17 protein-coding genes are annotated in these 13,609 nt (G+C 46.1%); all 17 read right to left on the bottom strand.

Annotation, left to right across the window (positions count from 1 at the left end):
- Positions 1-149: 149 nt before the first annotated feature.
- Positions 150-902, bottom strand: a complete 753-nt coding sequence (gene recO, locus ACFSVM_RS17100; protein WP_090725377.1) for a DNA repair protein RecO — start codon at positions 900-902, stop codon at positions 150-152.
- A 36-nt stretch (positions 903-938) separates the two neighbouring features.
- Entirely contained in the window at positions 939-1,091 is a 153-nt protein-coding gene (locus tag ACFSVM_RS17095) for a YqzL family protein (protein WP_076313272.1), read from the bottom strand.
- Positions 1,092-1,227: 136 nt separating this feature from the next.
- Positions 1,228-2,130 carry a GTPase Era gene (gene era, locus ACFSVM_RS17090; protein WP_047910827.1) on the bottom strand — a complete coding sequence of 301 codons (903 nt, stop codon included), beginning with the start codon at positions 2,128-2,130 and terminating at the stop codon, positions 1,228-1,230.
- Positions 2,131-2,166: 36 nt separating this feature from the next.
- Positions 2,167-2,574, bottom strand: coding sequence for a cytidine deaminase (locus ACFSVM_RS17085; RefSeq protein WP_076313273.1), 408 nt, complete (start codon positions 2,572-2,574; stop codon positions 2,167-2,169).
- Positions 2,575-2,624: 50 nt separating this feature from the next.
- Positions 2,625-2,990, bottom strand: a complete 366-nt coding sequence (locus ACFSVM_RS17080; RefSeq protein ID WP_090725375.1) for a diacylglycerol kinase family protein — start codon at positions 2,988-2,990, stop codon at positions 2,625-2,627.
- Positions 2,990-3,484 (bottom strand): rRNA maturation RNase YbeY, encoded by a 495-nt coding sequence (gene ybeY / locus ACFSVM_RS17075; protein ID WP_090725374.1) that lies wholly within the window; start codon positions 3,482-3,484, stop codon positions 2,990-2,992. Before ybeY ends, ACFSVM_RS17080 begins: the two co-directional genes overlap by 1 nt.
- An 87-nt stretch (positions 3,485-3,571) precedes the next feature.
- Complete coding sequence (locus ACFSVM_RS17070) at positions 3,572-5,803, bottom strand: HD family phosphohydrolase (RefSeq protein WP_076313276.1); 2,232 nt, start codon at positions 5,801-5,803, stop codon at positions 3,572-3,574.
- 17 nt (positions 5,804-5,820) lie between these two features.
- Positions 5,821-6,792 (bottom strand): PhoH family protein, encoded by a 972-nt coding sequence (locus ACFSVM_RS17065; protein ID WP_076313277.1) that lies wholly within the window; start codon positions 6,790-6,792, stop codon positions 5,821-5,823.
- 6 nt (positions 6,793-6,798) lie between these two features.
- A complete protein-coding gene (gene yqfD / locus ACFSVM_RS17060; RefSeq protein WP_076313278.1) occupies positions 6,799-8,004 on the bottom strand; it encodes a sporulation protein YqfD in 1,206 nt (401 codons plus the stop codon).
- A complete protein-coding gene (gene yqfC, locus ACFSVM_RS17055; RefSeq protein ID WP_047910820.1) occupies positions 8,001-8,294 on the bottom strand; it encodes a sporulation protein YqfC in 294 nt (97 codons plus the stop codon). Before yqfC ends, yqfD begins: the two co-directional genes overlap by 4 nt.
- 120 nt (positions 8,295-8,414) lie before the next feature.
- Entirely contained in the window at positions 8,415-8,930 is a 516-nt protein-coding gene (locus ACFSVM_RS17050; RefSeq protein WP_076313279.1) for a hypothetical protein, read from the bottom strand.
- Positions 8,931-8,944: 14 nt separating this feature from the next.
- On the bottom strand, positions 8,945-9,952 hold the full coding sequence (gene floA, locus ACFSVM_RS17045) for a flotillin-like protein FloA (RefSeq protein ID WP_076313280.1): 1,008 nt from the start codon (positions 9,950-9,952) through the stop codon (positions 8,945-8,947).
- Between the two features lie 82 nt (positions 9,953-10,034).
- A complete protein-coding gene (locus ACFSVM_RS17040) occupies positions 10,035-11,351 on the bottom strand; it encodes an NfeD family protein (RefSeq protein WP_379263840.1) in 1,317 nt (438 codons plus the stop codon).
- A gap of 164 nt (positions 11,352-11,515) precedes the next feature.
- Positions 11,516-11,959, bottom strand: coding sequence for a GatB/YqeY domain-containing protein (locus ACFSVM_RS17035; protein WP_076313281.1), 444 nt, complete (start codon positions 11,957-11,959; stop codon positions 11,516-11,518).
- Between the two features lie 16 nt (positions 11,960-11,975).
- On the bottom strand, positions 11,976-12,149 hold the full coding sequence (gene rpsU / locus ACFSVM_RS17030; protein ID WP_005547957.1) for a 30S ribosomal protein S21: 174 nt from the start codon (positions 12,147-12,149) through the stop codon (positions 11,976-11,978).
- Between the two features lie 268 nt (positions 12,150-12,417).
- Positions 12,418-12,777 (bottom strand): histidine triad nucleotide-binding protein, encoded by a 360-nt coding sequence (locus tag ACFSVM_RS17025; RefSeq protein ID WP_076313282.1) that lies wholly within the window; start codon positions 12,775-12,777, stop codon positions 12,418-12,420.
- A gap of 447 nt (positions 12,778-13,224) precedes the next feature.
- Positions 13,225-13,554 carry a hypothetical protein gene (locus tag ACFSVM_RS17020; protein ID WP_076313283.1) on the bottom strand — a complete coding sequence of 110 codons (330 nt, stop codon included), beginning with the start codon at positions 13,552-13,554 and terminating at the stop codon, positions 13,225-13,227.
- Positions 13,555-13,609: the final 55 nt, after the last annotated feature.

The following is a 13,609-nucleotide window of genomic DNA, read 5'->3' as shown; positions in this document are numbered from 1 at the left end:
GGTCCTTTATTTAGTACTTTCTCGATCAACACATGTCTCGTATAGAGATATTACTATGAATAATAGCTTATATGTCAGGTCGTTGTCAAGCTGAGCTCCTGCATCGAAGCTTCTTCACTTCGAAGTCCTTCGAAGGCTGCCCTTCTCCATCAAAATCCGTATTTGTCCATTTGATCGAGAAAATTACGGGATTTTAAAGTGAGGCCAAGCTGTTGATCCATGAAAGCTCGCATGATCTTCTTGATCTCCAGTTTGGTCTCATCACGAACAGAGACGCTTCCCAGACGCTGCAGATCGACCATAGTAAATAAACGAAGCAGCTTCAGCGCTCTTGGAGAAATAGACATGGCAGGTGGATCGAAATGCTTGCATGCTCTGCACAGTGTGCCGCCGAGGCCTGGACTTATAAAATATTCCTCGTCCGGTCTTTCTCTGCCGCAGGATATGCAGGCCGTCAATTCAGGCGCATAACCCGCGGATTGCAATATTTTCATTTCATAAAGAGATATGATAACAGCGGGATCTTTATCCTCATTAAGTGCCGTAAGGCATGCCTTTAATTGCTTAAACCAAAAGCTTCCCGTCTCCTCATCCTGCAGCACTCGATCGAGCAGCTCACAAGCATAAGAAGCATAAGCAGCTTTGACGATGTCCTCACGCAGCAAATGGTGAGATTCAATAATCTCACCTTGGTTTAACGTTCCGAGCCCGTGATTGCGAAAAAATACATATTCTCCGTGAGTGAAGACTTGTGTCAACGCGGCATGCCGGCTCTTCGGTTTCTTGGCTCCACGAACCAGAACTCCTATTTTGCCTCCACTTTCGGTGCAAAGCGTAATAATTTTGTTCCCCTCACCGTAGTCCATACTGCGGATGACGATGCCTTCCAGCCTATATAGCATGTCTCATCCCCCAATAGAAAGTCATGCTGTACTCTTTTAAGATTCGGTCTGTAATTCATCATAAGCCTCTCCCTCTGCGTCAGCTTCTGCCCCTGCTTCTCCCGTGCTGCACGCACAGGAATCCTTGTATAGCAGATAGGCATCGACATCTCCAGTCTTTGCAAAATACGTCCACGAAAAATCTCGCACAAGTATTCATCCTCTCTTCGGAAATGACGTGATAAGCATCTACGAATAGGATGTGCAGGGCTGCTGTTTCTATGCGATACATTAACTGGAATTGCATTGACGAGAGGCAGCGGCTGATCATGCTTGCTGACCGAAATTATGCGTCCCGATGGAAGCCTAAATCCTTAAGTACACGCTCTTGATTACGCCAATCCTTCTTCACCTTCACCCACAGCTCCAAAAATATTTTGGAGCCGAGCAGTCTCTCAATATCTTGTCTGGAACGCTTTCCGACCTCTTTAAGCAGCGAGCCCTGTTTGCCGATAATAATCCCTTTTTGCGAATCGCGCTCTACGAAAATAACAGCAGATACCTGCACCGTTCCATTCTCTTGCACGCGCATATCCTCAATGGTGACTGCAATGGAATGCGGTACTTCCTCACGGGTCATGTGCAGAATTTTTTCACGAATGAGCTCTGCAATGACGAATTGCTCCGGGTGATCTGTAATCTGATCATCAGGATAATATTTTGGTCCTTCTGGCAAATACTTTTTGATCTGATCCATTAGTGTATTGACATTATTACCGAATTTGGCTGAGATCGGCACAATTTCTGCAAAATCAAGCAGATTGCGATATTGATCAATGAGAGGCAGCAGTGCTTCAGGCTCTACCTGATCAATCTTGTTCAATACGAGGAATACAGGCGTCCGGACATTTTTGAGCTGTTCGGCAATAAAGCGGTCCCCACCGCCCATGCCTTCAGAAGCATCGACCAGAAATAATACTGCCTCTACTTCGGAGAACGTATTGAATGCCGTTTGATTCATGAAATCTCCCAGCTTGGACTGACGTTTATGAATTCCGGGTGTATCCAAAAATACGATCTGGTTATCCTCTGCCGTATATACCCCGTGAATTTTGTTACGAGTAGTTTGAGGCTTATCCGACATTATGGCAATTTTTTGCCCGATGACTTGATTCATCAGCGTAGATTTTCCTACATTGGGTCTGCCAATAATGGCAACAAATCCAGATTTAAAAGCGGTTTTAGACATATTTTCCTCCAAAAAGGGTCAACACCCTTATCCTTTTTATGCTTTCTCCAGAGCTTCCGGCCCAAAAGCGCCGGGCAGCAGCTCGCTAATCGTTGTCTCTTGAATTTCGCCCTTGAGGTTTCCTAGATATACAGGCATGCTGCTGTCACATAGTTCTAGTATAACTTGCCGGCACACCCCGCACGGTGCAATAGGCCCTTCCGTGTCGCCTACGACAGCCAGTGCTTTAAATTTGCGGGGAGCGTGACCACTCGCGATCGCACTGAACAGAGCTGTTCGCTCTGCGCAATTACTCGGACTATAAGCTGCATTTTCAATATTACATCCATGATATATATACCCATCTTCCCCTAGAAGCGCAGCACCTACACCAAATTTGGAATATGGAATATAGGCCTTCTTTCGGGCCTCGATCGCTTCCTGCATGAGCTGATTTGCATCCATATTTGTACCTCTTTTCGATTATTGTGAACGTTTATAACGATAGATATGAATTACAAAAGCCATCTAATGAATGGTTTAAGGTAAACAAAAATCCCAATAATGACGGCAAAAACCGCCGCCAGCAGTACAGCTCCGGCAGCGGTATCTTTGGCAGCTTTGGCCAGCGGGTGAATCTCAGGGGATGCAAGGTCAACAACGAGCTCAATCGCTGTGTTAAGCAGCTCGGTTACCATTACAGAACCTATCGCCAAACAAACGAACATCCAATCCGTACGTGAAATATCCAGAAGCCATCCGGCAGTAACGGCGATGAGAGCAAGAACCGCATGAACCCGTAGGTTCCTTTGTGTTCTAAAACCATACATCAGCCCTTCCATCGCATTTCGGAATACATCCACTATGGACCGTTGCTTCATTAGCGTGTCAACCCGACGCTTGCCAAGACAGCTTCTTGTTTACCCATCATTTCCGCTTCGCTCGTTTCATCCTGATGATCATATCCGAGCAAATGAAGAAAGCCATGAACAAACAAAAATCCAAGCTCCCTTTCCACAGAATGACCGTATTCCTCGCTCTGCGCGATGGCCGTAGGGACGGAAATGATGATATCACCAAGTACATCCGGTACATCTATTGATTCGCCTTCCTCGAGCTCATATACAATGTCAAGCTCTTCATCCAGCGTTTCATTCATCGCAAATGAAAGCACATCCGTAGGACGATCAATTCCGCGGTACTCCTTGTTCAGTTCGTGAATCTCCTCATCATTGACAAAGGTTAATGCAACCTCACCTTCATCTACCCCTTCCATTTCGGCTGCTTTTTCAAGCAGCTGAGTGAGAAGGGAGATAAGCTCATCACTGATATTATATTGCTCTTGATTATTATCCCATGCAAGCTGCACACTCATATTAGCATGCTCCTTTGTTTCAATGAATGATTGAATCCATTTCATAACTGCAGAGCTAAAGGTATTATGAAATGGATTCGATTTGTATTAACTATCTTTTGGTTTCTTGATCTCTTCAGGATACTCAATTCTCGAATGAAAAATCCCCATGACCGTCTCTTTTAGCGTCCTGGAAATAATATCGAGCTCCCTCATGGTAAGGTCACAGTCGTTAAGCTGATGATCATCCAATCTGCTCTTCACAATCTTCTCAATCATGGATTCAACCTGCTGCACGGTAGGTTTACGAAGGGACCGCACTGCAGCCTCTACACTGTCCGCGATGCCCACAATAGCCGCTTCTTTGGACTGAGCCTTGGGTCCCGGATATCTGAAATCTTCCTCCGTGAAATCCGGCTCTACGCCAGCCTCCTCGGCCTGTTTCAGCGCCTTATGGTAGAAATAATGGAGGAACGTCGTACCATGATGCTGCTCCGCAATATCTCTTATCCGTTTAGGAAGCTTGTAATCCTTCTGCATCTCTACACCATCTCTGGCATGCGAAATGATGATGGACTTGCTTAGCTTCGGATCGAGCGTATCATGCGGGTTCTCCATATTATTTTGATTCTCGATAAAATAAATCGGTCTCTTCGTTTTGCCAATATCATGATAATACGAACCGACTCTGCATAGCAGCCCGTCCGCGCCAATCGCTTCTGCGGCAGCCTCTGACAAATTGCCGACCATGACACTATGATGATAGGTCCCTGGAGTTTCCGTCAGTAGCTTACGCAGCAGTGGATGGTTCGGATTCGACAGCTCCACCAGCTTGAGCGCTGACAAAATACCGAATAATGATTCGAAGAACGGCATAAGCCCGATGGCAAGGACAGCCATCAAAATACCGCCAGCAAATGCAAAGCCTACACTATACATCGCTGCTGTACGATCCCATTCTGCATTGCCAAGGATGGCCAGCATAAACACAACTAGCGAGCCGATGAGAGAAACAATGATACCGCTCTTAAGCAGGGTTGAGCGCTGACTCGCCTTATCCGTTGCAAATATAGCGGCAAAGCTGATAATAATCGTAAACAGCCCAAAATTAAAGTCGAAATTCTCATTCAGCTGTGTATTCAGGATAATGCTGCTCAGTATACCGAAGATAATAGCACACATATAAGCAAGCGGAATATCCAGCAGCAGCGTAATCAGCATGACGCCAATCCCAACAGGAGCCAAGTAGCCGACATAGGCTCGGTTGTCATTTTGTAAGAAGCTTACGATGTGCATGCAGCCGATCGTAATTGCGAAGATGCAGAGCAGCATCAGAAGCTGAGCATTATGGTATTTAAACTCTGGACTGCTGATTTGTTTCATATAGATTAGAATTCCAAGTGACAAACCGAAGGATAAGAGCAGCAATCCAAGCTGAGGCCAGTAGTTGACTTCGTCGCGAAGCAGCTTGTTGTCTTCCAGCAATTTGTACACTTCTTCGGTAATAATCTCACCTTTGGCTACAAGTGTTTCGCCCTCTTCAATGAAGACCTGAGGTGTGTTCTCTCTAGCTCTTGCCTTGGCTTCCTTCGTTGCTTCTTCATCATAGAACTTGTTTGCCGTTATAACAAACCGAGTAAGCTCCTGTACGACTTCACGTGCAGTTCTATCCGTCAAGGAGCTTGTATTCACCATCTCAGCTACCTTAGCTCTTGGAGTTGAAGCATCCGTAATCTGGTCAACCATCAATCTGGATACGAGCTCACGGGCAACAGGCTTCATTTCCTGAATCTGTTCAGAGGACAGCCGGGCAATCTTGATATACGTTTCCTCCGGAATCCGGTATGACTGCTCCTGAGTTACTCGATGAATCTCATCAAGAAGTGCATCCGAATAAGTGCCTGTTCCCCGGTTGTTATTGATATAATTCGTAATCGAGTCACTGAGTCTCTGGGGAATTTCATCCTTGTAGATCTCAATTTTATCTTCTCGGGAAATATCATCCTGATTGAGTCTGTCAATCCGATCCAATATGGAGGTCACCAGGTTCTCATTTCGTAAGGATACAATCTGATAAACTGGTTGAACCGCTTCAGCCGCTTCCTCTGCTGCAATCGCTCTTGCCTGATTGTCCTGGATCTGCATCGGCGCTTTAATTTCCTTCTCGCTGCGAGTTCCCTGCGCAATATCGTATCGTTCAGGCAGAAGACCAGGAGCCAGGCTGACGTAAAACAGAATCATCAGAAACAAAAACAGAAGATAGCGGATCCCTCTGCTATTCTTCCATCCCAGCTTTCTATTCTGAAAAGATTTGTCCTTCGACAATTCCTTAAGGGTCATCCCACGACAATCCCTTCCTATTCTTGATTTTCGGCGGCCCGGTCATATGCAGTAATAATTTTTTGTACGAGTGTATGCCGCACGACATCCTGTTCAGTAAAATAGACAAACCCGATTTCTTCCACACCTTCGAGAATTGCCTTAGCATCAATGAGTCCCGATTTTTTTCCGCGGGGAAGGTCGATTTGCGTCACATCACCGGTAATGACCATCTTCGATCCAAAACCAAGCCGTGTTAAGAACATCTTCATCTGTTCCGGCGTTGTGTTCTGAGCCTCATCGAGAATAATGAATGAATCGTCAAGTGTTCGTCCACGCATATAAGCAAGCGGAGCGATCTCGATCAATCCGCGTTCTAGTGCTTTGGCTGTCTGATCGGGTCCCATAACGTCATATAAAGCATCGTACAAGGGTCTAAGGTAAGGGTCCACCTTCTCCTGCAGATCACCTGGCAGGAAGCCGAGGTTCTCGCCCGCTTCCACGGCGGGACGCGTCAGCACAATCCTTTTGACAGAGCCTTCCTTCAGCGCGGCAACCGCTAGAACGACAGCAAGATACGTTTTACCTGTACCTGCCGGGCCAATGCCGAACACGATATCACGTTTTTTGATCGTCGTTACATAATGCTTCTGGCCAATCGTCTTTACTCGAATCGGCTTGCCGCGATATGTATTCGTAATCTCACCTTTAAATAGATCAAGAAGCTGATCTGCCCGCAGATCCTTAGCGAGTTCAATGGCATACTGGACATCTCTTTCAGATAAGATATGGCCATTCCGGATCAACGCAAGCAGCACTTCAAACAGCTGTCCCATGATCTCTACTTCCTGTTCCTTGCCTCTAATTGTTATTTCTGCTTCCCGGGAGTCGACAGTCGCCGGAATCTGCGATTCCATCATCTTAAGAAAAGCGTCCTGTGGTCCAAATAACGACTGCCCTTCTCCCGCGTTCTGAAGCGAGATTCGAATGCTGTAATTATTTACTGACAAATAGCCTCATTCTCCTTGACTTGGACTTGGGTTATGAACGAGCGGAAGCTCTTCCGCTATACTTTCTTCTACTTCGAAAAGCACTTTCATATAAACTTTACCATTCTCTTTCTTCTCATGCAAAATTTTTTCGCTTATCACCTTCGTTCCTTTCCCATTTTTCGCTAAAATATCGTTTTTTGCCGCTGTAATCCCATATTGTTTAGCCTCTTCCTCACTCGGATTAAGCTCTCTATAATTCGTCTCCCTGTCTGTCTCCGTCATCCAGCCAATCGGCAGCTTGAATGACCTCCACATAAGCGGCTCAACATCCGTGATCGTCTCGTATTTACTGAACGGGGTTTTATCATAACCCCAATACTGAATCGCCCAGTCACCGATGACGATATATCTCCGCTCCTTGGACTCACCTGAATAGGTGACCTGCTTCTGAACGAGCGGGACTTCAATGTTATATTCGTGCCATACCAGTCCCTTCACATCGCCTTTTGCTACAACCAATTCACTGTTCTCCTCGTCACCCAGAATGCCGGAGATGAGAACCGCCCCTTTTTTAACACGTGTATTCTTCTGTACTACAGGCCTTCCCTGCTCAGCATAAATTTCTGTAATTACTGCATCTGCTTTGCTCACAATATGCCTCGGACTTAACAAGGGCTGCTTCTCAGGCTCGTCTGCCTCGACAACTTGAATGGTGAATTTGGTCCCTTCCCGGTCTACTCCGATCCATGCCGCAGCCGGCAGCTGCTTGATTAAATCTCTAGCCAGCTTGTCCTGCGTCGGAAGCCGAAAGGACCACTGAAACGGATACAGCCCCTCTTCTTTAGCTGCAGCCAGAATCTCTTCCTCCGTTATTTTCACATTCCCCTTCACCTCTACATCCCATACAAGCGAGGACATCGAGAACAAGATGGCAAAAAACAGAAAGGCTCCCGCAACAAACATCTTTCTTCTAAGTAATCGAGCCAGAAAAAAAGGAAAGCCGATACGTTTCTTCACACGAACACGGCAGCCTGTCCGCCGTAAAAGCGGGCGCAGCTTGAAAAAATCCCGAAGTAGAATATTCATGCTGGCGCTGCTCTCACCTATCGAACGAATCTCCCAAACCTGAAGACCCCTGACAGCCATCTGGTTAATCATCGCTTCAAGGTCTCCACCCAGGAGAACAATATGAACACTTCCTCTTAAGTTAGCTAGACTCGGTGTCTTCATTTCTCATCCCCCGTTCCCAGGTACTGTATATTCGTAATTCGCCCTTCCACTGCTACTTCTTCCGGGAGAATGGTGCGAATCATCAGATTATTCCCGCTGATCTCAAGCCGCCCGCTTGATAAATCCAGCACGAGCCGTTCTTCAGAGAAGTGAACCACACCGCGATGATTCTCTATGTATAGCTGATTACTTCCAATCAGGGTTAGCCTGGGCGTGTCAAAAAGAACATCCTGCGGCAAATCGAGTACTTCGCTGGTCCATTTGCGCAAATTGCGGCTGATTCGGGTCATTGGGCTGGTCTTCCCCCTTCCTGTACTCTAAACCATATGCAGCAAAATCCTGTTTTATGAAAGCATCGAAACACAAAAAAGCCGTCTTTTCTCATAAGAGAAAAAACGGCTTAATCTGCCTTATTTCCGATGCCTTGTAAAGGACTGCTTAGCACGCGGCGGCCCTAAGATCTCTGCCCATATGATTCCTTTACGAATCTCATCTGAGCTTAGAGGGGCTTCGTTCTTACCAGAATCTATTGCCGGCGCAGCCGCCTGCTTCCTGGAGGCACCTTGACGCTGAGCCTTATGCTCCAGCTTCAGCCTGGCACGCTCCATCCGCATCTTCTCGACTTCAAGCTCTCGCAGCTTCTGCTCCAGCACCTCATTCTGGGCTGCAGCATATGCAGGCTGAGGCTGCTTGGAATAAGGGGATGAATCATCCTCGTACTCATCTTCTTCATCTTCTTCCTCATACCTCGAGTCATACTGCTGTTGCTGCTGACGAGCGTCCTGTGCAGGATTGGAACGCGGAGCCCTTTGAGAAGGATGCTGTTCGTCGTTCGGCTTCTTGCTCTTTCCTATAAAGGATACCAGCGCGAAAATAGCACCCAGCACAAAAATGAAGTTATTCATCACCCATTCGATAAGGTTCATTTACATCCACCACCTTATTTATTAGGGTTTGACTCGTCGTTATCTCCCTGGCGATCCTCAGGTCTTGCAATGGAGCCGCGCATTTGAGTATCTGCTTCAATGTTGCGGTAGTTCATATAATCCATGACACCGATCTGGCCATTACGGAAAGCCTCAGCCATCGCAAGCGGTACTTGAGACTCGGATTCAACAACGCGCGCTCTCATCTCTACGACGCGAGCCTTCATCTCTTGCTCTTGAGCAACGGCCATAGCACGGCGCTCTTCTGCTTTTGCCTGAGCAATCCGCTTGTCAGCCTCAGCTTGCTCCGTTTGCAGATCCGCACCAATGTTATTCCCTACGCTGACATCGGCAATATCGATAGATAGGATCTCAAAAGCAGTTCCTGCATCAAGTCCTTTTTCCAGTACGGTACGAGAAATCAAATCTGGATGCTCAAGTACATCTTTGTGAGAGTCTGAGGAACCATTCGTACTTACGATCCCCTCGCCTACACGGGCGATGATTGTCTCTTCACCCGCACCACCGACGAGTCTATCAATGTTCGCACGAACGGTAACACGTGCTTTAACCTTCACTTCGATCCCGTCTTTTGCTACGGCAGAAACGACCGGTGTCTCAATAACACGCGGATTAACGCTCATTTGAACCGCCTGCAGAACGTCACGTCCTGCAAGGTCAATCGCAGCAGCACGTTCGAATTCAAGCGGAATGTTCGCACGCTGAGCAGCAATAAGGGAGTTCACGACACGGTCAACGTTACCGCCGGCCAAGTAATGGCTCTCCAGCTGATTTATACTAAGTCCCAGACCTGCTTTGGTTGCCTTGATCATTGGATTCACGATCCGGCTTGGTGTTACCCGTCTAAGTCTCATGGCTACAAGCGTGATAATGCTGATACGTACACCGGATGCGAGAGCCGAAATCCAGAGCATAACCGGGAAGAAGCTGAAGAATACACTCAGAACGATGATCACGACAACCGCGATCAGAAGAATAGGTACGATACCTGAATCCATCATTGATTAAATTCCTCCACAAACTAATTATTTTTGTCTTATGATATTGCCTTCTGCATTGTGTATAAACGTGGCACATTCTTAATTATGGATTTATGCGTCTAACGACAATCCTTGTTCCTTCTACCTTATGAACCGTTATCTCTTCATTAGCTGGAATAAAGCTGCCTTCTGTGACCACATCGACATTCTCCCCATCAATAACAGCTGTACCGGAAGGACGAAGTGTAGTCAGACTTATTCCATTCTTGCCGATCAGATCTTCTCTAGTCCGAATAGAAGAGTAACCTCGCTCTGCTGTCATGCTGTCTCTGAGAATAAATCGGTTCCATATCCCGCGTTCCTTGAATATAATCGCGACAATAATAACGACCGCTATTGCAGCCGCTGCTGCAATCCCAAGAGAGAACAAAGCCGTACCTGTATCGTACGCCGCTCGAACTACCCCTGCAATCAAACTTACCGATCCCAGTATCCCGAGTATGCCAAAGCTCGGAACAAACAATTCGGCAATAAGCAGCGCCAGCCCGATAATGAAGAGGAACCAAGTCTCAGAACCACCGATACCTGCGACATAACTGCCTCCGAAGTACAGTGCAAAGCTAATAACGCCTACAATACCTGGAACGCCGAATCCAGGAACAAACAATTCGATCAGTATACCCGCGATGCCGAGGAACAGCAGAATGGTAGATACCACCGGATGTGTGAGAAAAGTAGAAATTTTCTCAAACGTAGTCGGCTCCATTACAAATAGGTTATCCGGCGAATATTCAAGCCATGCAGCAACCTCTGCAGGGGTCGAAGCAATTTTATCTGCATAACCTACCTTAAGCGCTTCATTCGCGGTCAGAGAAATAACCTGTCCTTGCTGCTTCGTCTTGTTAATCTCCGGCATTTCAACCACCATGTTAAGGTCTGTCATGCCTTGTGCGATTTCTCCGTTCCGATCGTTCTTCTCTGCAGCTGCCTGCATATTCGCCTTCCATGTAGCCACTGCTTTCGGATCATCGATATAGTTATTGCTGGCATCGACAAGGGCTGCTGCACCGATTGTGCTGCCAGGTGACATCGCGATATGATCCGCAGTTAACGCTATATAGCTGCCCGCCGATGCGGCATCACCATGTATAAAAGCCACCACCGGGATACTGCTGCTCTGAATCATATCACCAATTTCTTTCGTCGTCTGCACCAATCCGCCCGGTGTATTAATCTGCAATACAATAAGCCCTGCTTCCATTTCTCCAGCTTCCTTGAACCCACGTTCCATAAACTTGTGGAGCCCGCGTTCAATAGGCTGATCAACCGGTATCACATACACAGCGCCTGATTTCGCTGCCTGTGCGGATGGAGCCAAGAATAGAGCAGAAAACATAGCAAGCAATAAAACAGCCATCATCACAACAGAGAAATTCCACTTTTTCAGAGTGACTGCCAAATTTATAACCTCCCTCCTGTATAAGTCTATAATGTCACCATATGTCGTATATTACGCTTCATGCAAGCGTTACGTTTCAAAAAAGAAAAAACACTCCCTGGTACAGGGAGTGTTTACGGTTTATGTTATTGCAGAAATTGTTGAACTGCTTGGCTCACCAGCTTGCCATCCGCTTTGCCTTTAACCTTAGGCAAAAGGGCTGACATCACTTTACCCATCTCGGCTTTCGAAGAAGCACCGGTTTCCTGGATGGTCTGCTGTACAATGACTTTAATTTCTTCTTCGGTAAGCTGTGCGGGTAGATACTTGCTGATTATATCAATTTCTGCTTTGGCATTCTCCGCAAGTTCGGTGCGACCCGCTTTATCAAATTCTTGGAGGGCATCTTTGCGCTGTTTGATTTCACGACTGAGGATATCAAGCACTTCGTTGTCATCCAAAGTTCTTTTCAAATCTATTTCAAGATTCTTAATCGTCGAACGAACCAATCGAATGGTGGAGAGTGTGAACTTGTCCTGACTCTTCATCGCTTGCTTCATATCTTCGTTCAATCGTTCGCTAAGATTCATGTTGTTCTAATTCCTCCTAAAACTTTCTCTTACGAGCAGCCTCGGACTTTTTCTTGCGCTTTACGCTTGGCTTTTCATAATGCTTGCGTTTCTTCACCTCAGCCAAAACACCATCTTTAGCGATGGAACGTTTAAAGCGACGAAGTGCAGCATCAATTGTCTCGTTTTTGCGAACTTTAGTTTCAGACACCAGTTTTCCCTCCCTCCGACCAGACCGTCCAAGAGCATATAACACGGTTCATCAAACTTAATTATAGGTGAAAATTCGTTAGTGTGTCAACCTCTATAAGAATACCCGTTGAAAAAGTATGTTTTTAGGCTTAATGAAGCCATTTTCACACCGATTAAACAATGAATTCGAGATCATATTGACACACAATGTTGATCTGTATCTGTATATCTTGAATACATCAAATCAAAGTACGATCAAATCAAATCAATTCGAATCCACGTTAGATTTAGCTGTGTGATTTAGAAATACCTGTAAGTGCCCCGAGGCGTGCACCGCCAAGCACATGATAATGCAAGTGATGAACGGTCTGTTCACCATCCTTGCCGCAATTGTTGATCAGCCGATAGCCCGATTCAGCAATGCCCAGCTGTTTTGCCGCTTCTTGAGCTGCTTTATGTATCTCTCCGATCAGAGCAAAGTCTTCCCCTTCCACCTCATTCATTGAAGCGATATGCTTCTTCGGTATAACGAGCACATGTGTCGGAGCTGCAGGCTGGATGTCGTGGAACACAACTACCTGCTCATTCTCCAGCACTTTATTTGAAGGGATTGTTCCTTCAACGATTTTGCAAAACAAACAGTCCATCATAGTAACCTCCATCTATCATTTGAATTGGACAATCGAAAAGTCCGTTAACAACAGGGTCAAGTAACATTTGAATCCGTTAACCCGCGGGCTTAAACGTATACCCAGCTGAATTATAACGGACCTAATCCACCTGTCATCTAAGTTGAACGGGTCATTTCAATCTAGATATCGTCATTATGTATCCATATAGATTGAACTATAGAAATTAGCAGTTAACACTCGATATGAGCCGAGCTTACGGCAAAGTGCAATGACGCATTAGTTCGTTCTATACTAATAGACAAGTTTATCATACAAGTTCGTGCCGCTCGTTTCAAGAATGGAGAGGAGCAGGAGTCCTCCCAAATTGGAATCCATCATCAATTCGTCTTACTAAAAGAAATACCCCCTGCATAAGCAGAGGGCTCTTCGTTTGTGTGCAAGCTGCATCAAATGATGAGAGCTTTAGTAATATGGCAGCAATGAAATAGCTGTCAGTGCGAATAGTGGAAGAACCAGTCGATTAAAGCGGCGGCGTCTGCCATAGCCATATCCACCGTATGGAAAAAATCCTCTGTAATCACCGCACGGGGAAGGCATACATCCACAATAAGGATTCATTCCGTGAGCGGGCGCTTGCTGATAAGTATCACAGGTCATCGGTACGGCCAAATATACATTTTCTTCGTCTACACTTTCCACGATACCATCATGTACAGATCCATCCTCCATCCACACCGACACATAACGATATAGATGATCGGAACACATTTTCTTCTTGTCTTGTTTCTCCATGAGACTAACTCTCCTCCTTATAAACAATGGACTCTTACCCATAACATATTCAGAG

The organism is Paenibacillus shunpengii (genome assembly GCF_042684905.1).
GTDB classification, from domain to species: Bacteria; Bacillota; Bacilli; order Paenibacillales; family Paenibacillaceae; genus Paenibacillus; species Paenibacillus shunpengii.
The sequence above is the reverse complement of the archived record's forward strand: the minus strand, read 5'-3'. Positions and strand labels throughout refer to the sequence as shown.